We start from the raw sequence: 25,562 nt of genomic DNA, 5'->3' as shown, positions 1-25,562 counted from the left end.
CGGTCATCGATCCGCGGGGATGGTCGGAACTACTTACGGGCGCGCCGCGACTACTGAGCGGGCGCCGGTGTCTCCGTACCGGCCGCGAGTCTGATCGGAGCACCCCATGTCCCTGACCTCCGCCAGGGCCGCCGAGCCGGCCGAAGCACCGCCGCCGCCCGCCGCGCCGTCCACGTCCGGGGCCGGTCGCCGAACGTACGGGCTGGGTCCGCTGCTGCTGCGGCTGCACTTCTACGCCGGCGTGCTCGTCGCCCCGTTCCTGGTGCTGGCGGCGGTGACCGGACTGGCGTACACGATCACCCCGCAGCTGGACACGGTCATCTACGGCACCGAACTGCGGGCCGAGCCGGCGGGCCGGACCGCGCTGCCGGTGTCGGAGCAGGTCGCCGCCGCCCGGGCCGCCTATCCGGACGGCGCCCTGTCCTACGTGGCCCCGGGCGCGGACGGAACGACCACGCAGGTCGTGTTCACCGCGCCGGAGCTGGGGGAGAACCAGCACAGCGTCTACGTCGACCCGTACACCGCGCAGGTGACGGGTGAGCTGACCACCTGGTTCGGCTACACGCCGGTGCGTACCTGGATCGACGACCTGCACCGCAACCTGCACCTGGGCGCGGTCGGGCGGCACTATTCGGAACTGGCGGCGAGCTGGCTGTGGGTGGTCGCGCTGGGCGGCCTGGCGCTGTGGTGGCGCCGCCAGCGCCGTACCCGGGGCAGGGCGCGCCGGATGCTGCTGCCGGACCTGGCCGCCCGCAAGGGCGTACGCCGGACCCGGGGCTGGCACGCCAGCACCGGCGTCTGGCTGGTGGTCGGTCTGCTGTTCCTGTCCGCGACCGGACTGACCTGGTCCCGGTACGCGGGCGCGAACTTCGGCGCCGGGCTGGACGCACTCGACGCCCGTACCCCGGCGCTGTCCACCGCCCTGACCGGCGCGGGCGGGCCGGCCGCCGGCGGCGGACACCACGGCGGCGCGCCGACGGGTGCGCCGCCGGTCGACCCGACCGCAGTCGACCAGGTGCTGCGGATCGCCCACGCGGACGGGCTGACCGGCCCGCTCGAGGTGACCCCGCCCGCCGACGCCTCGTCGGCGTGGACGGTGGCGGAGGTCGACAACGTGTGGCCGGTGCGCCTGGACCGGGTCGCCGTCGACCCGGTCGCCGGCACGGTCGTCGACCGCAGCGACTTCGCCGACTGGCCGCTGCTGGCGAAGCTGAGCAGCCTGGGCATCAGCGCGCACATGGGCCTGCTGTTCGGCCCGGTCAACCAGATCCTGCTGGCCGCGCTCGCCGTCGGGCTGATCTGCGTGATCTTCTGGGGCTACCGGATGTGGTGGCAGCGCCGGCCCACCCGGGCCGACCGCCGGGCGGTCGTCGGCGCCCCGCCTGTCGCCCGGGGCGCCTGGTGGCAGTTGCCCACCTGGGCGATCGTCGTCGGGCTCCCGGTGGTCTTCCTGCTCGGCTGGGCGCTGCCGCTGTTCGGCATCCCGCTGGCCGCGTTCATCGCGGTCGACCTGGTCGTCGCCGCGTGGCGCCGCCGGCGCGTCAGCGGCGTGCGGTCGGGTTAGGTCGCCGGCGGGCCGGCGGCGTGCGGTCGGGTTAGGTCGCCGGCGCGGACCTTGTCAGGTACGCGGGTCGCGAGCCGGCCCGCGGAGGTCGGCGGCCAGTTCGGTGGCGGTGGCGAGGTCCTTGGCGAGGGAGTCGCGCTCGGCCGGGCTGAGTCGTACGGCCTCGATCTCGGCCAGGAGCGCCGCCGCACCGTCGTGGTCATGGGTTCGCATCCGTAGCTCCGCCAGATACACCAGCGCGGGCAGCCGCTGGGCGGCCGGCGCGTCGGCGTGCCGGGCCAGGCCGGTCTCCAGCATCCGGATCCCGGCGTGCTCGTCGCCGTGGGAGTCGGCCTGGCGGGCGGCTGCGGCCACCACCCGCGCCAGCCGGCCCTCCGAGACGTGCGGCTCGTCGGCATCGTCCTTGTGCCGGCTGATCCGCACCCAGTTCCCGCCGGGGTCGACCACCATGAACCCGCCCGCGGTGCCTTGCATCCGCCGGGGCCGGGTCATTCGTGGAATCCCGGACACCGGGACCTTGCCGAACCGGGCCCGCAGCCCGGCCGCGAACGACGCGTGCAGTGCCTCGGTGTCCGGCACGACCACGATCACGCTCCCCATGGACTGGGCGGGATCGAACTCCGGGACGCCGAAGAAGTGCAGTTCGATCCCGCCGCGGCGGACGGCGGCGTACGGGTTGGGGCGCTCCTGGCGGTAGGTGACGTCGAAGCCGAGGGCCAGGTAGAACGGCAGGACGTCGTCGAGGTGGCGGCAGGGCAGGCAGGGGATGACCGTTTCGCTGCGCATGCGAAACATCGTACGGCGTCCGGAGTATTTGGGCCGCCCCCGATGTCTGCCGTTGTATCGAACGTCGTTCCGAAACTTCCGGAAGTTTTCAGTCGCCTATGAATCACCGAACATATGCCCTGCCTGGCGTGTCGTTATCTCTCCCGAATCCTGATCCACTTTCTGCGTGGATTGAACTACCGGAATTTCTCGGTTAGTCTTTCGGCGATCTGGATTGAGTCACGTCGATTCCGTGACCCCGGGCCGTCCAGGTCGAACCGTTCGCGCGCGGCGAGTGACATCCGGCCGGTGCCTCCGGGCACCCGATCCGGCGATCCACCATGCGGTGGCCACCCATCGGCACAGCCCTCCTGCGCTCCCGTCCCCATCGCAGGCGGGACCTGACGCTCGTCCACATCGTTGCCAGAGAGGTGACAGCTCATGCACAGCAACTCCGAACGGGGCGGCGCGCGCCGCCCGGTCAACAGGCGCGGACTACGCGTCGTGTCCACGGTCGCCGCCGTCGGCGCCCTCGCCGCCGGCATGGCGTTGGTCGTCACGACCTCCGCCAGTGCCGCGACGACGCTGGGCGCCTCCGCCGCGGAGCGCGGGCGCTACTTCGGCGCCGCCGTGGCCGCCAACAAGCTCAGCGACAACACCTACGTGACGATCCTGAACCGGGAGTTCAACTCGGTCACCCCCGAGAACGAGATGAAGATCGACGCGACGGAGCCGCAACAGGGGGTGTTCACGTTCGCCAACGCCGACCGGATCGTCAACCACGCCCGCGGCCGGGGCATGCAGGTCCGTGGCCACACCCTGGCCTGGCACTCCCAGCAGCCGGGCTGGATGCAGAACATGTCGGGCACCGCACTGCGGGCCGCGATGCTCAACCACGTCACCCAGGTCGCCACCCACTACCGGGGACAGATCCACTCCTGGGACGTGGTGAACGAGGCGTTCGCCGACGGCAGCAGCGGCGCCCGCCGCGACTCGAACCTCCAGCGCACCGGCAACGACTGGATCGAGGCCGCGTTCCGGGCCGCGCGGGCCGCCGACCCCGGGGCGAAGCTCTGCTACAACGACTACAACACCGACGACTGGACCCACGCCAAGACCCAGGCGGTCTACAACCTGGTCCGCGACTTCAAGACGCGCGGCGTGCCGATCGACTGCGTCGGTCTGCAGTCGCACTTCAACCCCAACTCGCCCTACCCGGGCAACTACCGGACCACGCTGTCCAGCTTCGCCGCGCTCGGCGTCGACGTACAGATCACCGAACTCGACATCGAGGGGTCCGGCACCACCCAGGCCAACACCTACCGCAACGTCGTCAACGACTGCCTGGCGGTCGCCCGCTGCACCGGCATCACCGTCTGGGGCATCCGGGACACCGACTCGTGGCGGGCCAGCGGCACCCCACTGCTCTTCGACGGCAACGGCAACAAGAAGCCCGCGTACGACGCCACGCTGGCCGCGCTCAACGGCGGCACCCCGCCGCCGACGACCCCACCGACGACCACGCCGCCGCCGACCACGCCGCCACCGGGCGGTGCCGGCTGCACCGCGTCGGTCTCGCTCAACTCGTGGAACGGCGGGTTCGTGGCCACCGTACGGGTCACGGCCGGCTCGTCGGGCACGAACTCGTGGGCGGTGACCCTCACCCTGCCGTCCGGGGCGGCGGTCACCAACACCTGGAACGCCCAGGCGAGTGGTAACACCGGCACGGTCCGGTTCGCCAACGTGGCCTACAACGGCCGGGTCGCCCCCGGACAGTCGACCGAGTTCGGCTTCCAGGGCACCGGCAGCGGGACCGGGCTGAACCCGACCTGCACCGCCGGCTGACCGGTGCGCCGGGCCGGCGTGGGGCGACCAGCGGTCCGCTCCACGCCGGCCCGGACAGCGCCCGACCGGCGGGCGGTACGGCCTGCGGCCGGCCCGTGCGACGCGCCCCGACTGAACTCCGGACGGTAGGGTCGGGAGCCGGCGTGTTCTCCGACCCGGTCGCGCAGCGGCAAGCGGTCGTCGACATACGACAGGTGGGTGCGTATGAACGGACCGGTTTCGGTACGGGAGGCGACCCTCGTCGACCTGGACCGCATTCTCGACGTGCACACGAGGGCGCGGACGGCCTATTACCGGGCCGGCGGACTCGCCCCTGACGCCGCCGCGGATCCCGAGGCGGAGCGGGACCGGCGGACCGGATGGACCGCGGCCGTACGGTCACCCGACCAGCGTGCGGTGTGTGCCGTCGTCGACGGCGACATCGTCGGAATCGCCGCCATGGGACCGCCGCTGTCGACCGAGGTGCACCCCGGCACGGTGGGCCAGCTGTACCAGATCCACGTGCGCCCGGACAGTTGGGGAAGGGGCGTCGGCGGCATCCTGCACGCCAGCTTCGTGCGATACCTGGAAGACGCCGCACTTCCCGCAGGTCTGCTCGAGGTCTGGGAGCGGAACACGCGGGCGCGGGCGTTCTACGCCCGACACGGCTGGCGGCCCGACGGTGGGTTCCGACCCGGGCCGGACGACGCCAACTACGTCTGGCTCCGGCTGGAGGTCGCCCGCCATCGCCGCCCGGCGTGAGCGATCATCCGTTGATGGACCGATCCGAGATCCAGGCCGCGTTCGACGAGGTATTCGATCAGGCGCTGGTCTTCCACGGTTACGCCGACCACATGCGTGACTACGACGTCTTCGTCCACGCCACCACGGACCCCCGTACGGGTATCCCGCCGAGGCACCTGCGATACCGGTTCACGCACTGCGTCCGGGCCTCCGCGACCTCGGCCCTGTCGCCCCAGGGCTGGAGGGATTCGCTCGACGACCGGCTCGTGGACCATGAGCGAGGCCGCGACCTCGACGGCTACGGTTGGGGCGTCAGGTGGCAGGCCCTGTATCCGGGCATGGATCTCGTCGCGGACTCGGCCGAGGCCCGGCAGTGGTCGCGCGATCTCGACCTGCCGTTCCACGAGGCGGCCATCGGGACGAACGGCCACAACATCTCGCTGGTCTTCTCGGACCTGGTCGTCGACGTGATACCCGTGGGACATGCGCCATTCGTAATGTGACGGGGTAACCGGCACACGCTTGCGTCGAAGGTGGGCCGGATGGACATGACATCGTGGCCTTTCCCAGCAGACCAGCTCAACGATGGTGGGGCTGATCGCCCTGGTCTGGATACTCCCTCCTTGCCCCGATCAGTCCGATGTAAGCGGCCGGTCCGGCCGATGGTCATGGCGCTGAGTCTCGACCTGTCGAGGTTCAGCGCCGTGCCCGTGCCCTGTCCACCGATGCGACCGGTGGAACAGGGGCACCTGATCGGAGCGTGGGAGGTGCAGCAGATCAGCGGCGGATGACGTATAGGGGGAGGGGGTGACGATGGACCGTACGGAGTTCGAGGCGTTCGTTACTGCGGCGTTGCCCGTGTTGAGTAGGCACGGGCGGGCCCTCACGGGCAACACGCCGGATGCTCAGGATCTGATCCAGGATGCCCTGCTGCGGGTCTGGCGGGCCTGGCCGAGGATACGGCGGGACGGTGACCCCGTGGCGTACACGAAGACCGCGATGGCCCGACTGCACGCCGGTCGGATGCGTCAGCTACGGCGTCGGCTGTCCGGGCGTACCGTCATCGACCCCCGATGGAGCCCGTCGGACACCGGCCGCGTCGACAACCAGGACCTGGTTCGGAATGCGTTGATGACCCTGCCGGCGATCCAGCGTGCGGTGCTGGTCATGACATACCTCGACGACGCCGACGACAGGACCATCGCGGAGGCACTGCACCGCCGGCCATCCAGCATCCGCGCGTCGCGCAGCCGGGCCCTCGCCGCGCTCCGCGAACAGATCAGGATCGACGATCTGCCGACCGATTCCGCCGAAGGGAAGTTGCATCATGCGTGATCTGGACGAGATGCTGCGCGCCGAACTCAGCCGGCAGGACGCGGACCCACCGATCAGCGCCGCAGCCGTGCTCCGCAACGTGTACGCCCGGCGGCGGACCGCCCGGGTGGCCGGAACCGCGGCTGCGGCGATCGCGGTCGTCGGTATCGGAATCGGGGCACAGGGCGTGGTCGGCAGTCTGGGCGGCGGGCCGGGCTTGACGACCGGCGCCACGCACTCCACACCGGTGACCGCATCGACGCCGCCAGCCTCGGCGGCGACCGGCGCACCGCCCGACGTTCCCGGACATCCCACACCCCGATCCGAATGGCTGGCCGGCATTCCGGCGTATCTGACGGTCGCCCCGGGCGCCGAACCCGCCCGTGGGGTCCGGGTACCGGGCGGCGGTGACCGGATCGTGTACTCGGCGACGGCAGGTAGCCCGGTGTCGGGGCTCGTGGTCATCCGCAACCCGGCGCATATGCCCGCCGTCCCCGGAAGCCCCGTCGACCTGCGACCAGAGTCGGTCAGAGACGGCACCAAGACCCTCGTCAGCGACGATACGAACGCCCAGGCAACATACCTGGAAGCATGGTCACCCTCCGGCCGGACCTGGTACGCCGTCGTGTACGGCGGGGACGGCAACGCACGGCAGTCGGTCCTGGAGTCCATCGCCGCCGCAACATTCATCTAGGGCGGGTCTCCGGTTGTCCACTCCCGACGGACCGTGCGATTCCGGCGAGAAAGGACGAACGGTACGGTCGAAAGTGGTGTCGTTCGACGTCGGCAGCCAGAATGTGAACGCGCTCATTCATCCTGGACACTCCGCCAAAGTCCCGATTGGCGAATGTCGCGAGAATGCAAATGCATTGACAGTCATAAAATTGATCTGAACAATTTGCAGACATGAATTCTCTTTGGGGGCAAGGAAAACGTGTGGCTGGACTGGTCGCGTCGGTGATCGCGGCGACCGTCTTGACGACAGGAGTCGCGGCACCGGCGACGGCCATGGGAGAGGCGCGAGGTGTCGGGCAACCGAGCGCCGTCATCGACGACGGTTCGGGCACCGGCGCGCCGGACCGCCTGCTGCTCGCCGACACTGCGCCGCTCACCCGGTACTGGTGGCTGAGAAACGACCACATGAGCTCCGTCTTCCACCCCGGTGGGGGCTACGGGGCCGAGTTCGTCCTCGGGCAGATCCACACCACGTGGGAGGCCGGCACCCACCCGCTCTTCCAGTGCACGAAGGGCAAGGACCGGTTCACCTCCCCGCAGTTCGACTGCGAGGGATGGCCGAGCCTCGGGCTGATCGGTTACGCGTACAGCGCCCCGCCGACAGCACCCAACCGGGCGTTCTACCGCTGCCTCGTCCGCAGCAACGGGGAGCACTTCGACTCCAACGATCCGAACTGCGAGGGCCAGCGGCCCGAGGGACTGCTCGGCTACCTGCTCCTCTGACGGGTACGGCCGCGGCCGGGCCTCCGGAGGCGCACCGGCACCGGCGTCACCGGCGCACCGTCTCGACCGGGGCGGTGCGCCGGGCCGGGCCACGCCTGGCCGGAACGACTGTGAGTCGGCGACCCCGCCTGAAAACTCGCCGCGGTGTCCACCCCTAGTCCGAAGTGGACGTTGGTGGGCCCGTGCTCCCGGGCGGGGCAGCGGCGGCCGGCTTGTCCGTGGTCGGCCGGAAGTGGGCCGAGGGATCGGGGCAAACCAGGTACGGCATCGGGTAACCGCCGGGGTACACCGGCCAGGCGGGTGGCGGCGGCGGTGGCGGTTGTTGGGCCGCGCGCGGTAAGAACCAGCGGTGCGCGGGAGGCAGCGCCAGCAGCAGCACCACGGCACCCGTGAGGGCGAGCACCACCACGCTGCCGAGCCCCGTTGCGAGGAAGGAGAGGCCGGCGAACGGCTCCGGTTCGGCGTACAGCGTCTCGAGGAACTCCGACTCCTCCCAGGGCAGGTCCTCCCAGGGCACCTCGTCGTCGGGTGCCTCGTCCTCGAGGAACCCGGGGTCGGCGGGCAGGAGCAGCATCGGCAGGAACAGGAGGCCGGAGCAGCTCTGCAGCGCGTACCACAGCAGTTGCGTGCCGCCGGCGACGAAGACGAGGATCCGCCCGACGTTGCTGCCCCCCAGCATCGGCACTGCCGCGACGGCGAGGAAGACCGCCAACAGCAGGGCCGGTGCGCCGGTGAGCACCGCGCCGACGACGTTGGCGGTCCGTTCGTCGCCCACCTCGACCGGGTCGGCGTCGGGCACCAGCGCGGCGGCCCGGTCGATCTGCCCGTCGTACCGGACGGCCTCCGCGACGGTCAACCCGACGATGCCGAGAAGCAGGACGGCGGTGGCGAGCAGGAGCCAGAACGCGACGGTCACCTGCGCGGGCCGGGGCGGGCGCACGTCGTCGACGGCCATACCGCGACGGTACGGGTCCGGCGGCGCGCCCGGACCCGCCCGTTCGGCCACAATGGATCAACCGGCGAGGAGTCCGGCCACCGCGACGGTCGTCTCCGGGTGGTCGGCGAGCAGCGTCGCCAGCGCGGCCGGTGCGCTCGGGCCCGCGGGGCCGCGTCCCGCCGCCATTCGCCGGTGCAGCCGAGCAGCGCCGCGACCGCGTCCACCGCCGCTGGGTGGTCGGCGAGCAGGTCGGTGACCGGCCCCGCCGGGGCGGTCGCCCCCGCATCCGTCACGACCGGGACCGGCGTCGGCGCCAGCCACGGCGGCAGCCAGGCGTCCAGCGCCGGCAGGCTGCCGGGGAACGTACGCCCCGCCTCCCGCACCAGCAACGGCACCAGTTCCGGACCCTGCTCGCGCAGGGTCGTGATGAGCGTCGGCAGCCAGGGCAGCAGCACCGGGTCGGGCAGCCGGGCGAACGCCGACGACATCACCTCGACCACGAACGGCGTGAGCCCCGGAACCGGCTCGAGCGCCTGCACGAACCCGGCGAGGTAACGCGGGAAGGCCGGCACCACCAGCGGGTTGCCGAGCAGGTCGGCGCACCGCTCGCGGAGTTCGGCCAGCGGCAGCAGGCCCAGGTGGTGCCGGGCCGCCCACAACAGGGCGATCTTGGCCGGTGCCTCCGGGTGTGACTGCGCGACCGCGAGTTCGAGCTGTGACCGGTCACAGCCCAGTGACAGCGCCAGGCTCTCCATACTGAACAGGAAGCCCAGCATGGCGCCGACCTGGCGGACCCCGGTCTGCTCGTCGACGAACGCGGTCGGCAGCAGCGTGCAGTAGTGCGCGTAGCCGACGGTCACGAACGACTCGCACCACGCCGGCAGGGCCGACCCGGTGGTGCGGTGGTGGGCGAGCAGCCGGCGGATCCGGCGCAGCACCTCGGGGGCGTCGTCGACGGTGCGTTCGGCGGCGAGCAGGTCGACCGCCCGGGCACCGAGTTCGTCGACCAGGCGGGGGCTGTCGAGCAGCCGGATGGCGTCCTCGACCGCCGCCAGCGCGACCGCGGCCGTCGCGCCCGGACCGCGTACGGCCCGGCGCAGACGCTGCTCCAGCACCTGCTCGACGGTCACCCCCTCGTATCCGAGTTCGATCAGCGCCCGCTGGTTGCGGCCCAGTGCCACGTCCCAGCTCTCCTGGATCGACCGGTGCCCCAGCCGGCGTTCACCCATGATCGGGCGGACCGCGTCGGGCGGGAGCAGGTGCCGGAGCATCCACAGCAGGTCCGAGCAGGGCGCGAGGTCGGGGTCGGCGTGCAGGTCCAGCAGGACCCGTTGGACCGTACGCTTCTGCGGGTCGAGGCCCAGCGGGCGGAGCCGGTCGACGACGTCGCGGGCCAGCGGCGGGAGGGCGTCGTAGCCGACCTGACCGATCCGGTCGCCGCCGAGCAGGATCTCGCAGAGCCGGCGCACGTCCCGCCGGCCCGGTACGACGTCCTTCTCGATGCAGGTGACGGCGGCGTCGGCGAAGTCGTACGGCGTCGGGCGGGCCCGGCCGCGCAGGCCGGCGAGCAGGATCGACGTCTCGAAGACGGCGATCGCGTCGGCGGTGCTGGCCAGGTAGCCGTTGCGGCGGGCCAGCCGGACGATGTCGACGCACCAGCCGCGCAGTTCCGCCTCGTCGAGGCCGCCGAGCGGCGGCGGTTCGGCGAGGAAGCCGCTGAGCCGGTCGGTGACCGGGGCGGCTCTGCCCTGGCCCGCGGCGGGCGGGGCGGCTCTGCCCTGGCCCGCGACGGGCGGGGCCGCCGCGGCGCCGGTCCGGCCGCGCCGGGCGGTCGTACGCTGGCCGCCCTGCTGACCGTCGAGCCGGAACGGGGTGAGCCGCGACCGGGTCACCGCCTTGGTCCAGGTCGCCGCCGCGACCGACACCGAGCCGGACGCCAGCCCGAACTGCGCCTCGATCGCGGAGTAGCTGGACGGGATCAGCCCGTACCGCCAGCGGGTGCCGGTCCGCCCGGTGATCTCGTACGCCGGGGCTTCGGCGCCGAGCCCGAACTGCTCGACCCGGCTGGCGGCGTGGAAGGCGCCGCAGACGTACAGGCAGTCGGCCGGGTCGGCACCGGACGCGGCGAGGTGCTCCCGCATCCGGGTCCACATGTAGCGCTCCCGGTCCTCGTCGCGGTCCAGCCGGGCCGACCCGGCCGGCCGCAGCCGCCGGAACAGGCTGCCGATCAGCACCATCACCTGCCGGTAGGTGTCGTGGTCGGCGTCGACCAGCGGTTGCTCGACGTACTGGTCCCACCACTCCGACCAGTGCCGCACCCTGCCGTGGTGCAGCAGGTACGCCTCCAGGTCGGCGAAGCCGGGCCGCAGGTCGCCGATCTCCACGCCGACGGCGTCGCCGTGCAGGGCCCCGTCCTCGTTCCCCTCGACCTCGTGCGTTCCCCCGGCCGGCGGACCCGCAGCCGGCGCACCCGCGGCCGGCGTTTCCCCGGCCTGCGGACCGGCGGCCGACGGCGGCCGGGGCAGCCACTGGAAGACGTGGTCGGTGGAGCGGTCCACCAGCACCAGTTCGACGCCGGGCGTCTCCAGCGCGTACGCGATCGCCTGGTATTCGGCGGACGCCTCGGTGACCGGCGCGACCACGCTCAGCGGGCCCCACTCGGACGGGAACCCGTCGAGTTCCGACGCGAACGCCTGCAACGCGACCGGCAGGCGGCAGTTGCGCAGCTCCCCGAGCAGCGGCTGGAGGTCCTCGCACAGTTCCAGGTAGATCACCCGGGGCCGCTTCTCCCGCAGCCGGCGCACCATCGCCAACCCGGAGGACGGCGAGTGGTGGCAGACCGGGAAGATCTCCAACGGCTCGGCGAGCGCCCGGTCGACGTCGTCGACGATGCCGGCGAGGATGCCGGCCAGCGCGTCCGGGGAGTCGGCGAACGTGGCGGCCGCGTCGGCGAGCTGCTGGCGCAGCGCGCCGAACGCGCCGGTCGTGGTGGGGGCGGTCACGACAGCGCGGCGATCGCCTGACGACCGCCGTCGAGGAAGTCGCCCCAGGTGTCGCCGTCCTGCTTGGCACGCGGCTCGACCACACCGTGCAGGTACTTGTTGAGGATCGCCAGGTCCTCCGGGCTGCGCCGGGCCAGCGACCCCATCAGTGACCCGGCCAGCGTCCCGGCCCGCAGGGTGCGGTCGCCGAAGAACTGGCTGTGCAGGATGGCGTCCTCCAGCACACCGATCTGCTCGGCGGTGGACAGCGCCGACTCCAGCTTCTCGTCGTCGCTGGTCGCCGACGCCGCGGCGGCCCGCAGGTCGGCGAAGCTCTCCAGCAGGATGTCGAGCAGGGTCGGCGGCACCTCCAGCTCGATGCGGTGCCGGCGCAGCAACTCCTCGGTACGGAACCGGACGATCTCCGCCTCGCTGCGCTTGTTCGTCACCACCGGGATGCGGACGAAGTTGAACCGCCGCTTGAGCGCCGAGGAGAGGTCGTTGACGCCCCGGTCCCGGCTGTTCGCCGTGGCGATGATGGAGAAGCCCGGCTTCGCGAAGACGATGTTGTCGTGGTCCAGTTCGGGGATCGAGACGTACTTCTCCGACAGGATTGAGATCAGCGCGTCCTGCACGTCGCTGGTGGACCGGGTCAGCTCCTCGAACCGGCCGACGACCCCCTGTTCCATCGCCGTCATGATCGGCGACGGGATCATCGACTGCCGGGACTGTCCCTTGGCGATGACCATCGACACGTTCCACGAGTACTTGATGTGGTCCTCGGTCGTCCCGGCGGTGCCCTGCACGACCAGGGTCGAGTTGCGGCAGATGGCGGCGGCGAGCAGTTCGGCGAGCCAGCTCTTGCCGGTGCCGGGGTCGCCGATCAGCAGCAGGCCGCGGTCGGACGCCAGGGTCACGATGCTCCGCTCGACGAAGCTGCGGTCGCCGAACCACTTCTGCGGGATCTCCCGGTCGAGGCCGTCGGCGCGCTCGGAGCCGAGGACGAACAGCCGGACCATCCGCGGGCTGAGCCGCCACGAGAACGGCTTGGGGTCGGTGTCGACCGACTCCAGCCAGTCGATTTCGTCGGCGTACTTGACCTCGGCGGGGGCACGCAGCATCTCGGTCATGTGGCGGTTCTCCTAGGTGAGGAAGCTCTTGAGCTCGAAGACGAGTTTGCGGATGTGGCCGGAGATCACCGGCGTGCCCAGGTCCTTGAAACGCTGGCGGAACCAGGGGTTGACGCTCTGCTGCCCGGAGCTGTTGACCGAGCCGACCGGGATGAACCGGACCCCGGAGCGGTGCACCGCCTCGATGCCGTCGAACAGCGGCTGGGAGCGGCCGAACTCGTAGAAGTCCGAGATCCACACCATGACCGTGTTGCGCGGCTCGACGATCTTGGGGCGGGCCATCGCCATCGCCACCGGGCCGTCGTTGCCGCCGCCGAGGTTGGTGCGTAGCAGCACCTCGAACGGGTCGTGCACCCACGGGGTCAGGTCCAGCGCCCGGGTGTCGTACGCGATCAGGTGCACGTCCACCTTGGGCAGTCCGGCGAAGATCGACGCCAGGATGGTGCAGTTGACCATCGAGTCGACCATCGACCCGGACTGGTCGACCACCACGATCAGCCGGGCCGGGGTGGTGCGCCGCGCGGTCTGCCGGTAATAGAGCCGGTCGACGTAGAGGCGCTCGTCGTCCGGGCTCCAGTTGGTCAGGTTCTGCCAGATGGTCCGGTCGAGGTCGAGGTTGCGGAACACCCGCTTCGGCGGCACCGACCGGTCGATCGACCCGACGCTGGTCTGCTCGACCTGCGTACGCAGCACCTCGGCGACCTCGTCGACGAAGCGGCGGATCAGCGCCTTGGCGTTGGCCAGCGCCACCCCGGACAGGTTGGCCTTGTCGCGCAGCAGCTGCTCGATCAGCGACATGCTCGGGGTGAGCCGGCTGGCCAGCGCCGGGTCGGCGAGCACCTCGCGCAGGCGCATCCGCCGGACGAGGTCGCCCTCGAGGCCGGCCAGTGTGCCGCCCAGCCCACCGCCGCTCTGCCGGCGCAGTTCGCCCGGCCCGAAGCCGAGCGCCTGCTCGAACCAGCCGGCGTCGGACTGCCAGCGGGCGAGCTGGCCGGCGGTGACCGTGCCGGAGCCGGTCGCGAAGACGTTGAGCAGCAGCTTCGACACGAGGGCGGCGCGGCGTACCTCGTCCCGGCCGGCCCGGTCCGGCCCGGCGGTGCCGCCGGCCCCGCCGGCGTCGGCCGACGGACCCGGCTCGGCCGACGGACCCGGCTCGGCCGACGGACCCGGCTCGGCCGACGGACCCGGCTCGGCCGACGGACCCGGACCGGCCGCGGTGTCGGACGGCGCCAGCAGGCCGCGCAGTTCGTCGGCGAGCGCCGGGAAGCGCTGGATCACGTTGTCGACCGACACCGCCGGGTCGAGCAGCGCGGCCGGCAGGCCGAGGTCGTCGACGACGGCGACGCTCGCCGACTCCAGGGCGGGCTGCTCCTCGGGGTCGAAGAGCCGGGCCAGCAGCCGCCAGTAGAGCACCTGGCGGCGGTTCTCGTCGGTGTGGTCGTGGACGGTGCTGTCGGACCCGGTCATTTGCGCAGCAGCCTTCCCGCGCGTTCGCGCAGCACCGCGACCACATCGCCCGACCTGGCCCCGGCCTTCGCGACCTTCGCATCGGTGACGCCCTCGGCCCAGTCGCCGTTGTGTGCGGCCGTCGTACGCCGCTTCACGGTGGCCTGCACGGCCAGCGGCTGGACGAGCCACCGGTCGTCGTCCCAGCGGACCAGGCCGAGGCAGGCGGACGAGGCGGCGACCAGTTCGGGGGTGAGCGGACCGCAGGCCGGCAGCCGGTCGACCGCGACCGCGATCCGGTGTCCGTCGAGTTCCAGGACGGGTGACCCGTCGTCGTCACGCACGGTGTAGCCCTCCAGCAGCACCGGCTCGGCGATGCCGACCGGGTGCCGGTCGAGCGGCGCCGTGGCCGCCGCGACGGCGGCCGGCAGCAGCACCCGGGCGGTGGCGAACGGGTCGGCCGGCCCGTCGAGCCGGATCAGGTCGTCGTGCCAGAACAGGTCGCCGCCGCGTACCGGCAGCTCGGTCACCGTGAGGCCGCGCCGTTGGGCGAGCGCTGCCAACAGCACGGGACGTGTCTGGAGGAGTTGCCACACGGCCGGCCCGACGATCGTGTCGACCTTGGCGGCACCGACCGCGGTGCGGACCAGCCGTGGCGGCGAACCGTCGGCGGGTTCGAGGATCCCGTGCACCTGGACCTGCACCGCGGTGTCGTGCTCGTGTACGTCCGCACCGAGCGGCAGCAACCGCCCGGAGATCCGCTCGACGTCGGTCGGTCCGGCGCCGGCGGGCGGGGCCTGCGCGAGCAGCATCCCGCGGGCCCACAGGTCGGCCCAGCGGCGGGCGGGCACCTGCGGCATCGTGCCGACCGGGACGCTGGCCCGCAGTTCGGCGGCCAGGCCGTCGAGCAGGACCGCGAGCCGGCGCAGCGCGGGCACCGGCAGCAGCGCCTCGACCTGTGCCCCGGCGGCGGCCAGCAACTCGTGGTCGACGCCCCGCCAGCCGGTGACGGCGACCTCGTGCAGCCAGGCGCGGGCGCCGGCGAGCAGGTGGGCCACGTCGTCCTCCGCCGGGCCGGCCGGGGCGGCCGACCACGCCGTCCGGGTCCGCCCCAGGGCGGTGTCGAACTGCCCGAGCAGGGTGTCGTGGGCGGCGCCGAGCAGCGCCGACCGGGCGCCGGCGAGCGCGGCGAGATGTTCCTCCGCCACCGAACCGGCGGTCACCTTGCCGACCGCGTCGGCCACCGTACCGCCCAGCGGGGTGCCCGCCAGCGCACCGGCGAGGGCGGCCAGCGCGGCCGCGCCCGGCTCGCCGACCCGGGCGAAGCCTGCGGTCAGGGCCTCGTCGAAGCCGGCCACCACGTCGAGGGCGTCGGTCAGTCCGACCGGGGTGCCGGCGCTCAGGACGGCGAGTTGCGTGCCCAGCATCAGCGGACCGCCCCGGTCGCCGGGAACCAGTGCAGCTCGGGCAGTGGTGCCGTGCTGCCGGGCAACTCGAGGTAGGCCAGGTGGCGCAGGAAGCGACTGAACACCACCGCCGCCGGCGTCGCCTCGTGCCGCGCGTCCAGCCGGCGCAGCAGTCCGGCGCCGGTGTCGACCCCGGCTTCGACCTCGACCCGCAGGTAGCGGGCGACCCGGTCGATGCCGTACTGGAGCAGGGCCTCGTCGGCGAGCGCGTGCAGGTGCTTGCAGGGGGCGCCCCGCAGGCCGCCGCACGGCCGGTTGTTGTTGGTGCTGCAGTGGTAGGCGTGGCTGCCCGAGGTCACCGACGAGACGTAGACCCGCTCGATGTCCGATCCGCTGGACACCACGCCCTGCAACCGGCCGTCGGCCAGTTCGACGAAGGGCACCTTGGCCAGCTTGCGGGGCTGTGCGGGCGGGACCACCCGTACCGCGCTGCGCCGCCGCCACGCGGCCCGGTCCACGTCCGCCACTTGCGACCTCCCACCGGCCGGCAACCGGCCACGACGATGCCGGCGCCGGGCCGCTCCCGGCGCCGCCGTACGGGAGAGATCATGGCCCACGGGTACGACAGCGCGCCGCCGACCCGGGAACGCGCCGGGACGGGTGGGGCGGCGCCCGCACCCGTCCCGGCGTGGTGGTCAGAAGGCGCGGAAGCTCTGGAAGCGTCCGGCGTCGTAGGTGCGCAACGTTCCGGTGTTGGTCTCGTATCCGGTGCAGTCCGCGGTCCGGTACATGACGACGTTGGTGAATCCGCTCCAGCCGACGTGGCCGATGGCCGTCGCGGGCAGCGGCGTGCACTCGCCGGTCGGGGTGGGCAGGTGCACGACCGGGGTGGTGAAGGGGAAGCTGCTGTAGAAGGCGAGGCCGGTGGGCTGGGCCGAGGCGGGCGCGGCCACCGTCGCGAGCCCGGCGGCCATGACCACGGCCGAGGCCAGTCCGGCGCCGATCCTCGCTCGCGTCCGATTCATGCGATTCCTCCTTGGTATCGACTACCGTCGAATCGTGACCCAATTTGGTTGAGTGTGCAAGTAATTCTGTCGACGAAGGTCTTGTTGCCCGCCGCCGCGGTCGCGGGCCCGGCCTTCCACCTCAGGCCGGTGCCGGCCCGACCGGTCGGTCGGGTGGCAGGTGCCCGGCGGTGAGGTCGAGGATTCTCTCGACCAGCGGGTGGCGGGGACGGGTGGTCGGGGCGCCCAGGGTGAGGACGCGCCGCAGGGTGTCGGTCAGCGGGGTCATGGCCAGCCCGGCCGGGAGCATCGGCCCGGCGAGGGAGGGCATGAGCGTGACCCCGAGGCCGGCGTCGACCATCGCCATCAGCGTCGTCAGCTCCCGTACCCGCTGGGCCGGCCGGTAGGGCAGCCCGGCCCGCCGGTGGAGTTCCTGGACCTGGGGTTCGCAGCCGGCCGTGGAGACCAGCAACGGGTCCTCGACGAGGTCGACGAGCGGAACCGGGCCGGTGCCGGCGAGCGGATGGTCGGTACGCGTGACGGCCCGGAACTCGTCGCGGGCGACCACCGGTCCGGTGCCGGCCGGCGCGTCGACGAGGACGGCCGCGTCGGCCGCCCCGGTCGCCAGCCATTCGGCGACCTCGACGTCGTCGCCCTCAAGGAGCCGGACCCGGATGCCGGGTGCGTGGGCGTGCCAGAGGGTGAGGAGTTCGGGGACGAGGTGGTGCCCGGCGGTCGGGGTGACCGCGAGCCGGATCGTGCCGGTGGTCGGGGTGCGGGCCGGGGTCGCGGCGTCGAACGCGTCGGCGGCGGCCAGCGTCGCGCGGGCGTACGGCAGCAGGCGGGCGCCGTGCGCCGTCGCGGCGACGGGGGAGCGGTGCACGAGCGCCGCCCCCACCTGCGACTCCAGGGCGGCGAGGGTGTGGGACACCGAGGACTGGCTGGTGCCGAGCGCGTCACCGGCCGCGGCGAACCCGCCGGTGTCGACGACGGCGACGAACACCCGTAGCTGGCGCAACGTCGTCACCGTCGGACCTCCATGAAGTAAACAGATCCACCCATGAACCGGATCTGTTTGCTGCATCGTACGGCCGTGCCGCATGGTGGCCCGGAGCACGAGGAGGGGCGGATGGACGGTGCCGGGAGCCGGTTCGTGGCGGTGCGGTTCGCGCTGCTGGCGCTGGTGTGGGGCGCCAGCTTCCTGTTCATCAAGGTCGCCCTCGAGGGGCTGTCCCCGGTGCAGGTCGTGTTCGGTCGCCTGGCGTGCGGCGCCGCCGTCCTGCTCGTGCCGATGCTCGCCGCCCGGCGCCGCTGGCCGCGCGGGGTGCGGGTGTGGGGACACCTGACGGTGATCGCCGTGCTGCTGTGCGTCGCCCCGTTCCTGCTCTTCGCCTGGGCCGGGCAGTACATCCCGTCCGGCCTGTCGAGCATCTACAACGCCACCACCCCGATCACCACCCTCCTGGTCTCGCTCGCCGTACTGCCCGACGAACGGCTCACCCGGACCCGTACGGCCGGCCTCGTCGTCGCGGCGGCCGGGGTGCTGCTCGTCGCGGCACCGTGGACCGCGCCCGCCGGCGCCGGCGGATCGCGGTCCCTGCTCGCCCAGGGGGCGTGCCTGGCCGCGACCACCTGCTACGGGCTCGCCTTCGTCTACAGTCGACGGTTTCTGCGCGACACCCCGTACGACCCGACGACGATCGCCGCCGCGCAGGTCACGATCGCCGCGGTCGTCACCGCCGCCCTCGTCCCGTTTGTCGGCACCACGCCGGTGCGGTGGTCCCTACCGGTCGTCGCCAGCATGATCGCGCTCGGTGGGATCGGCACCGGCGTCGCCTACATCTGGAACACCCGGATCATCCAGGCGTGGGGCGCGACCCTCGCCTCCACCGTCACCTATCTCACCCCGGTCGTGGGGGTCAGCCTCGGCATCGTCGTGCTCGACGAGCCGGTGCACTGGCACGGGCCGGTCGGCGCGATGCTGGTGATCCTCGGGATCCTCACCAGCCAGAACCGGCTCGGCCGGTTCCGGCGCGGTGCGGTGCCGGGCCTACCCACGTCCCCGACGCGCGAAGAGCCGTACGGTAAGGACGGTCGCGACGACGCCGAGCGACCCGAGCCAGATCGTGCTGGCGAGCACGTCCCCGGCGTCCGGGCGGCCGGCCGCGAAGCCGCGCAGCGTCTCGATCGCGACCGTGACGGGCTGGTGCGCGGCGAATCCCCGGAGATAGGTCGGGAGGCTCTCCACCGGTACGAACGCGGTGGAGAGGTAGGGCAGGAACAGCGCGACGAAGCTGAACATCCCGGCTGAGTCCACCGACCGGGCCGCCAGTCCCCAGGCCGCGGCGACGAGGGTCAGCACGAGGATGTATCCGGCGAGCAGCGCGACGATGCCGAGCCACTCCGGCAACGACGCGCGCGGGCGGAATCCGAGCGCCAGGGCGACGAGTACGACGACCGTGGTGGAGACGAGGTTGCGGATGACGCTGGCGAAGACGTGGCCGAAGATCACCCCGGAGGCCCGTACGGGCATGGTGCGCAACCGTTCGATCACCCCCTTGGCGATGTCGGCGTGGACGGAGGTCGCGGTCAGCGCGGCGCCGAAGCCGGCGCAGAGCAGCATCACGCCCGGGGTGACGTAGTCGGTGTACGGGCCACCGGCGGCGCCCTCGAGGGCGGAGCCGAAGACGGTGACGAACAGGATCATGATCGCGACGGGCGCGACGACGGCGGTGACGAGGCTGTCGAGATTGCGTAGCGAGTGGACGATGCTGCGCCGGGTGAAGATCAGTTCGGTGTGCAGCGGAAGGGTGCTCATGCGCGGCCGTCCTCGCGGTTGACGGGGTGTCCGGTGAGGGTGAGGAAGACGTCGTCGAGGCTGGGCGTGCGGAGCGCCGCCCTGGCCACGGGCCGTCCCTCGGCGTGGTAGCGGTTGAGGATCTCGCGCAGGCGCGCGGGGCTGCCGTCGGTGCTCTCGCGCCGGACGTCGCCGCCGGGCAGGGTGAGTTCGACCCATTCCCGGCCGACGCGTCGCTTCAACTCCGCCGCGGTCCCGGAGGCGACGATCCGGCCGCCGTCGAGCACGGCGATCCGGTCGGCGAGCGTGTCCGCCTCCTCCAGGTACTGCGTGGTGAGGAAGACGGTCCGGCCCGCCGCGGCGAGCCGGGTGATGGTCGTCCAGAGTGCCTGGCGGCTGCGGGTGTCCATGCCGGTGGTCGGTTCGTCCAGGAAGATCACCGGCGGTGAGTCGACGAGGCCGGCGGCGAGGTCCAGCCGGCGTCGCATGCCGCCGGAGTACCGGCCGGCCCGGCGGTCCGCGGCGTCGGTGAGGTCGAACTCGTCGAGCAGTTCCCGGGCCCGGGCCTGCGCGGCCCGCCTGCTCCGGCCGAGCAGCCTGGCGATCATGACGAGGTTCTCCCGGCCGGTGAGTTCCTCGTCGACCGAGGCGTACTGGCCGGTGACGCTGATCAACCGGCGGACCGCGCGGGCCTCGGTGACGACGTCCCGGCCGAGGATGCGCGCGGTCCCGGTGTCCGGGCGGATCAGGGTGGTCAGGATGCGGATCAGGGTCGTCTTCCCGGCACCGTTCGGGCCGAGCATCGCGAAGATCTGCCCGCTGGGCACGGTGAAGGTCACGTCCGCCAGGACGTGGTGGGTGCCGTAGCTCTTGCGGATCCCGGTCACGGTCAGCGCCGGACCTGATGTCGGCGGTGGTCGAAGTGCGGTGGGAGAGGGGCGATCGACTGTCATGTCGTACAGCGTAACCCCTACGCAGTACGAATGCGTAATGGGTACGCAGTACGATCGGTGTCGTGTCGTCCACAGCTTCCGAAGGACCACTGCGTGGCCTGCCCCCGGTGCTCCTGTCCGCGTGGGGGATCGCGCAGAACACCACGAAGGGGCCGAAGCCCCGGTGGAGCCTCGACCAGATCCTGAGCACCGCGGTCGCGCTCGGCGACGCCCACGGGGTCGAGGCGATCACCATGAGCCGCGTCGCCAAGACGCTCGGCGGCGGCACCATGTCCATGTACCGCTACGTCCAGTCCCGGGAGGACCTGCTCGTCCTCGCCGCCGACGCCGCACTCGGGCGCCCACCGCGACTGGAGGCGGAGGAGAGTTGGCGCGCGAGTACCCACGCCTGGGTCACGGCGATGCGCGACACCTACCGGTCCCACCCCTGGCTCTCGTCGCTGCCGATCACCGGCGAAGCGCTGATGCCCTCGTACGTACGGTGGATGGAGGCCGGCCTCGGCTGCCTGGAGGAAGCGAAACTGCCCGGCGAGCAGGCGGTCAGCGTGCTGACCCTCCTGTGGACCTACGTCCGGTCGGACGTCGAACTCGGCGCCGGCCTCGCCGGGTCACTTCCGGAGGGCGCCCGTACCGCACACCAGGTCAACGCATACCTCGCGGAGCGGCTCCGGGTCGCGGACCGGCACGGCGAGTTCCCCCGGCTCCGGGCGCTCCTGGAAAGCGAGGGCCCCACCGACGGCGAGGAGTCCTTCGACGACACGGACTTCGCGCTCGCGATCGACGTGATCCTCGACGGCGTCGAGGCCCGCCGTCGCCGATGACGGCAGGACGACGGTCCCTGTCAGCGCCGATGTCCCACGGAGGAATCCGGCTGTCGCCAGCCTGAGCGGTCGACACGAGGTACGACCGGGTCGATGGGCTGAGCCGGGCCGTTCTCGGCCTCGTACCAGTCGGCGACAGTGAAGACGCTGCCGCAGTCGCCGCAGGTCGCGTCACCGAACAGGTATGTCAGCCCTTCGGCGAGCACCGGATCGCCCCCGGCGACGGCGCTGTCGTACATCCATCGACGGATCCCGTCGAAATCCGCGACGTCCGCCGGGCGCAGCGGAACGCGTCGGACGTCGCCCTCCCATTCGTCGCGGATCGCGCAGTAACGGCCGTAGTCGCCGATCACGATCATCAGGCGGACGGCGCAGTGCGGGCAGCCGACCTGGTAGTGCTCATCGGAGAAGTCGAGGCTGATCGTCGCCCAGAACGTGTAGCCGGCGAATGCCAGCGCGGCCCGGAAGTACCGGTGGAACTCCGGCCCGGTCGTGCCCGGCAGCCGGGACCGGGCGGCACGGTGCAGGGCGGCGAGAGCGGAGGGTACGGTCCGGACCAGGTAGTCATAGGCGTGGTTTCGGTGCAGTGTCGCGACGATCGTTGACGCGAGCACCAACGCGCGGTCACGGGTTCCTCCGGTGCCGATGCGTGCCAGCGCGCCGAGCCGGGGCAGAGCGGCGAAACCCGCGGAGCACCAGCACTCCATCTCCACGATCAGCCGGTTGTCGAGTTCCTTCCACAGCCCGGCGTCCGGCGTCCGTTCCAGTCGAAGCAGCAGAGCCGCGACCTCGCTGCCCGGGCGCCCCTCGATGTCCCGGACCTCCGACCAGTCGGACATGCTGTCGACCGGCTCGACGTCGTCCGGACCCGCCGTCGGCCAGCTGCGTGGGGCACCGGTCAGCGGACGCCGGCCAGGAAGGCGAGCACCCGTCGGGTGAGCAGCGTGGTGGCCTCTTCGTCGTACGCCGCCAGGCTGCTGTCGGTGAACAGGTGCCGCTCACCGGGGTAGAGGAACAGTTCCCCGGCGTCGGCCTCGGCGACGAGGGCACGGGCGGCGTCGATGTCGCCCTCGCCGGCGAAGTACGGGTCGCCGTCCATGCCGTGTACCTGGACCGGTACGCCGGCCGGCCACCCGTCGCCGAACTCGGACGCCGGCACGCAGGCGTGCAGCAGCTGCGCGCCCCGGGCGCCGGGCCGGGTCTGGGCCAGCATCTGGGCGGGCACCACGCCGAGGGAGAGTCCGACGTACACGAGTTCCGGGGGCAGTTCCTCGGCGAGGAGCCGGCCGCGTTCGGCGAGCGCGCCGAAGCCGACCTTCCCGGCGTGGGCCACCCCCTCCTCGAGGGTGTCGAAGACCTCGCCCTCGTACAGGTCGGGGGCGTGGACGGTGTGACCCGCCTGCCGCAGCACGTCGGCGAAGTCGCGTACGCCGGACGTCAGTCCCTGCGCGTGATGGAACAGCAGTACCTCGGCCATGCGGCCGATCCTGCCAGATGCCGGCCGCGTCGGTGTCCCCTCAGCCGGCGGCGGCCGACGTGGACGGCGCCGGGTCCACGTCGTCGAAGTCGTAGGTGAGGTCGTCGTCGACGACATCGACGACGCCCGGTACCCGCGCCGCCAGCCGGGCCGCGATCTCGGCCGAGCTGCGCCGGTCGAGCCGTCCGGCGAGTTCGACCATCCCGTCGGTCACCGTGACCTCCATGGCGCCCTCCTGCGCGGTCATGACCCGCTCGACCACCTCCCGCACGATGTCGCGCCGGATGTCCTCGTCGGGGCGCAGGTGCACCTTGAGCAGGTCGCCCCGGGAGACGATGCCGACCAGCCGGCCCAGGTCGTCGGTGACCGGCAGCCGTTTGACGGTCTCCCGGCCCATGAGCCGCGCGGCGGCGGCGAGCGGCGTTCCGGTCAGGACCGTCACCGCGGGCGCCGTCATCAGCTCGTGCGCGATCATGGCGGCGGCCTTGACCCGGGCGTCGTGCCGGCGCCGGCCCTCGAAGATCCGCCAGCCGGGCGTCTCGCCGATCAGTTCCACCTTGTGGAGCAGGTCGGCCTCGGAGATCACGCCGACCACCCGCCGGAACTCGTCGACGACCGGTACGGCGCTGACCCGCCGCGCGGTCATCAGGTCGACGATCTCCCGGTACGGTGCCGACTCACCGACGGTCAGGACATCGGTGGTCATCACGTCGTCGACGTTCCACGTCCCCATCACGTACCTCCTCAGCCGTTCCTCCCCGAGCGTATTCGCGCTGCTCGGGCCGGGGGCAGGGCCGTGGGTCCGGGACCGGCGGGGACCTTGGTCCCCGGCCGGCGGCTCAGTGCCGGGGCGCGAGTACGGCCTGCAGCGCGTCGCGGTTCTCGGCGAGGAACTCGTCGAAGGTGCGCGGCGGCCGACCGGTCAGCTCCCGTACGGCATCGGTGGTGGTGGCCAGGGCGCCGTCCGCGATCCCGGCCCAGAGGGTGGCGACGTCGTCGGCGAACCGCGCCGGCAGGCCCTGGGCGGTGAGGGCGGCCGCCATCTCGGCCGGTGGCATCCCGACGTTGCGGACGGTGGTGCCGACGGCCGTGGTCAGCCTGGCCGCGATCTCCGTCTGCGTCAGCGCCTCCGGCCCGGTGAGCACGTACGTCTCGCCGGCGCCGCGCCATCCGGTCAGCAGCACGGCCGCACACGCGGCGATGTCCTGTGCGTCTATGTAGGACACCGGCGCGTCGAGGTGGTTGCCGATCAGGTCACCGTCGGCGGTGAACGATCCCGCGCCGGTGACGAAGTTCTGCATGAAACCGCTGGGTTGCAGCAGCGACCATTCGACGCCGGACGCCTTGAGGTGCTGTTCGATCCGCCAGTGCGCACCCACGGCCAGCCGGCCGCCCTCCTCGGCGCCCCAGACGGAGATCTTGACGATCCGGCTGACGCCGGCCCGCCGGGCCGCGTCGATCGCGTCCCGCTGCTGGCGCACCATCGGCTGCTCGCCGTCGGCCGGTACGGCGCCGCCGGCGTTGAGGAACAGCCGGTCGACGCCGTCGAGCGCGCGGGCGACCGAGTCCGGGTCGTCGAAGTCGCCGACGACGAAGTCGACGCCGAGGGCTTCGCCCCGGGCCTCGTCGCGGACCATGGCCCGGAACGGGACGCCGTCGTCCGCCAGTCGGCGTACGAGGTGTCCGCCGATGGATCCGGTCGCACCGGTCACCAGGATCATGAGGGTCGTCCTCCGCTCGACGTGCCCCGCCACGACGCCGCCGCACCACACGGCGGGCTAAGCTGAGGCGTCCTCGAATAAAATATCGAGGGGCCCTCGACTTAGCAAGGTGGACGGTGGCATGACCACGCCGGCACGGCAGCGGCGACCCCGCGCCGACGCGCGCCGCAACTACGAACGCCTGCTCGCCGAGGCCGAGACCGCCTTCCGGGAGCGGGGCACCGACGCGCCGCTGGAGCACATCGCCCGCGCGGCGGGGGTGGCGATCGGCACCCTCTACGGCCACTTCCCGCACCGGCGCGCCCTGCTCGGCGCGGTGCTGCGGGACCGGCACGCCGCGCTGTTCGCGCACGCCGACCGACTGGTGGACCATCCGTCGGCAGGGGACGCGCTCGCCGACTGGATCCGTGCCATGGTCGACCACGCGGCGTCGTACGCGGGACTCGCCGACATCCTCGCCGCCGGCGTCGACGACGAGGCCTCCGAACTGCATGCCGCCTGCCAGCGGATGACCGCCACCACCGCCGCCCTGGTGGACCGGGCCCGGCGGGCCGGTGCGGTACGCCCCGAGGTGACCGGGGCCGACGTGTTGGCGCTGACGAGCGCGGCGGCCTGGCTGCGCGGGCAGGTGGCGCGCGAGCAGACCGACCGGATTCTGGCCTTCGGGCTGGACGGACTGCGTATCGTCGGCTAGCCGGGTGTGCGCCCAGCCGGGCGGCGCGGTCGCCGCCCACCGGGCCCCGGGGCGCGCCCTAGACTGCGGCCATGACCGCCGGCCCACCACCCGTCAGCCCGCTGATCGCCCTGCTCACGGCCGCCCGGGTGTGGGACGCCGAGTTGACCGACGCGCTCAAGCCGATCGGGCTCACCACGCGCAAGTACGGCCTGCTCGGGCACATCCGGGGTCGGCCCGGCATCTCGTTCAGCGAACTCGCCCGACGCTCCCGGATCACCGTGCAGAGCGCACACACCGCCGTCGCGACGCTGGTCGCGGCCGGGCTGGTCGAGGACTCGACCGCGCATGCCGGCGCGGCATCCACGCTGCGGGTCACCACCTCGGGTGAAGCCGTGCTCGCCCGCGCCGCCGAGGCGGTCGCGGCGCTCGACGCCCGTCTGTCGGCCGCGCTGCCCGGGGTGGCGGAGGCGCTGTGCGAGGCGGTACGGCGGGATCTCGGGGATCGTCGTCCGAATAACCTTCAGTTATGCTGAAGGTATGGAAG

24 protein-coding genes and 2 pseudogenes are annotated in these 25,562 nt (G+C 72.4%); 11 read left to right on the top strand and 15 right to left on the bottom strand.

All coding sequences use genetic code 11. From position 1 onward, the window contains the following. Positions 1-106: 106 nt before the first annotated feature. A complete protein-coding gene (locus Prubr_RS35330) occupies positions 107-1,564 on the top strand; it encodes a PepSY-associated TM helix domain-containing protein (protein ID WP_212819942.1) in 1,458 nt (485 codons plus the stop codon). Between the two features lie 54 nt (positions 1,565-1,618). Here Prubr_RS35330 and Prubr_RS35325 read toward each other — a convergent pair whose 3' ends face one another. Further along, on the bottom strand, positions 1,619-2,350 hold the full coding sequence (locus Prubr_RS35325) for a bleomycin resistance protein (RefSeq protein WP_212819940.1): 732 nt from the start codon (positions 2,348-2,350) through the stop codon (positions 1,619-1,621). A 420-nt stretch (positions 2,351-2,770) separates the two neighbouring features. Between Prubr_RS35325 and Prubr_RS35320 the strand changes: the two genes are divergently transcribed. The 6 genes from Prubr_RS35320 to Prubr_RS35295 all read left to right on the top strand — a co-directional run bounded on the left by Prubr_RS35320 (position 2,771) and on the right by Prubr_RS35295 (position 7,669). After that, positions 2,771-4,174, top strand: coding sequence for a glycoside hydrolase family 10 protein (locus tag Prubr_RS35320; RefSeq protein ID WP_212819938.1), 1,404 nt, complete (start codon positions 2,771-2,773; stop codon positions 4,172-4,174). A 204-nt stretch (positions 4,175-4,378) separates the two neighbouring features. After that, complete coding sequence (locus Prubr_RS35315; protein ID WP_212819936.1) at positions 4,379-4,915, top strand: GNAT family N-acetyltransferase; 537 nt, start codon at positions 4,379-4,381, stop codon at positions 4,913-4,915. A gap of 14 nt (positions 4,916-4,929) precedes the next feature. Continuing rightward, positions 4,930-5,400: a YxiG-like protein gene (locus Prubr_RS35310; RefSeq protein ID WP_212819934.1), complete on the top strand. Its 471-nt coding sequence runs from the start codon at positions 4,930-4,932 to the stop codon at positions 5,398-5,400. Between the two features lie 310 nt (positions 5,401-5,710). Continuing rightward, positions 5,711-6,232, top strand: coding sequence for a sigma-70 family RNA polymerase sigma factor (locus tag Prubr_RS35305; RefSeq protein ID WP_212819932.1), 522 nt, complete (start codon positions 5,711-5,713; stop codon positions 6,230-6,232). Next, entirely contained in the window at positions 6,225-6,905 is a 681-nt protein-coding gene (locus tag Prubr_RS35300) for a hypothetical protein (RefSeq protein WP_212819930.1), read from the top strand. Before Prubr_RS35305 ends, Prubr_RS35300 begins: the two co-directional genes overlap by 8 nt. 242 nt (positions 6,906-7,147) lie before the next feature. Next, positions 7,148-7,669, top strand: a complete 522-nt coding sequence (locus Prubr_RS35295; RefSeq protein WP_212819928.1) for a hypothetical protein — start codon at positions 7,148-7,150, stop codon at positions 7,667-7,669. Between the two features lie 154 nt (positions 7,670-7,823). Here Prubr_RS35295 and Prubr_RS35290 read toward each other — a convergent pair whose 3' ends face one another. The 8 genes and pseudogenes from Prubr_RS35290 to Prubr_RS35255 all read right to left on the bottom strand — a co-directional run bounded on the left by Prubr_RS35290 (position 7,824) and on the right by Prubr_RS35255 (position 17,600). Further along, a complete protein-coding gene (locus Prubr_RS35290; protein ID WP_212819926.1) occupies positions 7,824-8,624 on the bottom strand; it encodes a hypothetical protein in 801 nt (266 codons plus the stop codon). A gap of 57 nt (positions 8,625-8,681) precedes the next feature. Continuing rightward, positions 8,682-11,608, bottom strand: a pseudogene (locus Prubr_RS35285) (DUF5682 family protein). Then, complete coding sequence (locus tag Prubr_RS35280; RefSeq protein WP_212819924.1) at positions 11,605-12,717, bottom strand: ATP-binding protein; 1,113 nt, start codon at positions 12,715-12,717, stop codon at positions 11,605-11,607. The pseudogene Prubr_RS35285 and the gene Prubr_RS35280 overlap by 4 nt, the downstream one beginning before the upstream one ends. Before the next feature lie 12 nt (positions 12,718-12,729). Continuing rightward, positions 12,730-14,184 (bottom strand): vWA domain-containing protein, encoded by a 1,455-nt coding sequence (locus Prubr_RS35275; protein WP_212819922.1) that lies wholly within the window; start codon positions 14,182-14,184, stop codon positions 12,730-12,732. Then, complete coding sequence (locus Prubr_RS35270; RefSeq protein WP_212819920.1) at positions 14,181-15,590, bottom strand: hypothetical protein; 1,410 nt, start codon at positions 15,588-15,590, stop codon at positions 14,181-14,183. Before Prubr_RS35270 ends, Prubr_RS35275 begins: the two co-directional genes overlap by 4 nt. Then, a complete protein-coding gene (locus Prubr_RS35265; RefSeq protein WP_212819918.1) occupies positions 15,590-16,096 on the bottom strand; it encodes a hypothetical protein in 507 nt (168 codons plus the stop codon). Before Prubr_RS35265 ends, Prubr_RS35270 begins: the two co-directional genes overlap by 1 nt. A 168-nt stretch (positions 16,097-16,264) precedes the next feature. Then, the gene (locus Prubr_RS35260) at positions 16,265-16,594 is read right to left on the bottom strand and encodes a hypothetical protein (protein WP_212819916.1); all 330 of its coding nucleotides are present in this window, start codon (positions 16,592-16,594) and stop codon (positions 16,265-16,267) included. Positions 16,595-16,715: 121 nt separating this feature from the next. After that, positions 16,716-17,600 carry a LysR family transcriptional regulator gene (locus Prubr_RS35255; RefSeq protein WP_212819914.1) on the bottom strand — a complete coding sequence of 295 codons (885 nt, stop codon included), beginning with the start codon at positions 17,598-17,600 and terminating at the stop codon, positions 16,716-16,718. 33 nt (positions 17,601-17,633) lie between these two features. On the opposite strand from Prubr_RS35255, the pseudogene Prubr_RS35250 reads away from it, so the two are divergent. Beyond that, positions 17,634-18,563 (top strand): annotated as a pseudogene (locus Prubr_RS35250) (DMT family transporter); the annotation flags it as partial. 60 nt (positions 18,564-18,623) lie between these two features. On the opposite strand, the gene Prubr_RS37540 reads toward Prubr_RS35250, so the two are convergent. Next, complete coding sequence (locus tag Prubr_RS37540; RefSeq protein WP_246568104.1) at positions 18,624-19,391, bottom strand: ABC transporter permease; 768 nt, start codon at positions 19,389-19,391, stop codon at positions 18,624-18,626. Then, a complete protein-coding gene (locus tag Prubr_RS35245; RefSeq protein ID WP_212819910.1) occupies positions 19,388-20,323 on the bottom strand; it encodes an ATP-binding cassette domain-containing protein in 936 nt (311 codons plus the stop codon). The genes Prubr_RS37540 and Prubr_RS35245 overlap by 4 nt, the downstream gene beginning before the upstream one ends. Positions 20,324-20,385: 62 nt before the next feature. Between Prubr_RS35245 and Prubr_RS35240 the strand changes: the two genes are divergently transcribed. Further along, a complete protein-coding gene (locus Prubr_RS35240) occupies positions 20,386-21,144 on the top strand; it encodes a TetR/AcrR family transcriptional regulator C-terminal domain-containing protein (RefSeq protein WP_212819908.1) in 759 nt (252 codons plus the stop codon). 20 nt (positions 21,145-21,164) lie between these two features. On the opposite strand, the gene Prubr_RS35235 is transcribed toward Prubr_RS35240, so the two are convergent. From Prubr_RS35235 to Prubr_RS35220, 4 genes are all read right to left on the bottom strand, one after another. Next, a complete protein-coding gene (locus Prubr_RS35235; protein ID WP_212819906.1) occupies positions 21,165-21,983 on the bottom strand; it encodes a hypothetical protein in 819 nt (272 codons plus the stop codon). Positions 21,984-22,042: 59 nt separating this feature from the next. Beyond that, the gene (locus Prubr_RS35230; RefSeq protein WP_212819904.1) at positions 22,043-22,621 is read right to left on the bottom strand and encodes a dienelactone hydrolase family protein; all 579 of its coding nucleotides are present in this window, start codon (positions 22,619-22,621) and stop codon (positions 22,043-22,045) included. Between the two features lie 40 nt (positions 22,622-22,661). Then, complete coding sequence (locus Prubr_RS35225) at positions 22,662-23,354, bottom strand: CBS domain-containing protein (RefSeq protein ID WP_212819902.1); 693 nt, start codon at positions 23,352-23,354, stop codon at positions 22,662-22,664. Positions 23,355-23,460: 106 nt separating this feature from the next. Next, positions 23,461-24,342 (bottom strand): SDR family oxidoreductase, encoded by an 882-nt coding sequence (locus Prubr_RS35220; RefSeq protein WP_212819900.1) that lies wholly within the window; start codon positions 24,340-24,342, stop codon positions 23,461-23,463. A gap of 121 nt (positions 24,343-24,463) precedes the next feature. On the opposite strand from Prubr_RS35220, the gene Prubr_RS35215 reads away from it, so the two are divergent. Beyond that, positions 24,464-25,036, top strand: a complete 573-nt coding sequence (locus tag Prubr_RS35215) for a TetR/AcrR family transcriptional regulator (RefSeq protein ID WP_212819898.1) — start codon at positions 24,464-24,466, stop codon at positions 25,034-25,036. 71 nt (positions 25,037-25,107) lie between these two features. Beyond that, positions 25,108-25,551, top strand: a complete 444-nt coding sequence (locus Prubr_RS35210) for a MarR family winged helix-turn-helix transcriptional regulator (protein WP_212819896.1) — start codon at positions 25,108-25,110, stop codon at positions 25,549-25,551. Positions 25,552-25,562: the final 11 nt, after the last annotated feature.

It is taken from the genome of Polymorphospora rubra, from assembly GCF_018324255.1.
Classification (GTDB): Bacteria; Actinomycetota; Actinomycetes; order Mycobacteriales; family Micromonosporaceae; genus Polymorphospora; species Polymorphospora rubra.
The sequence above is the reverse complement of the archived record's forward strand: the minus strand, read 5'-3'. Positions and strand labels throughout refer to the sequence as shown.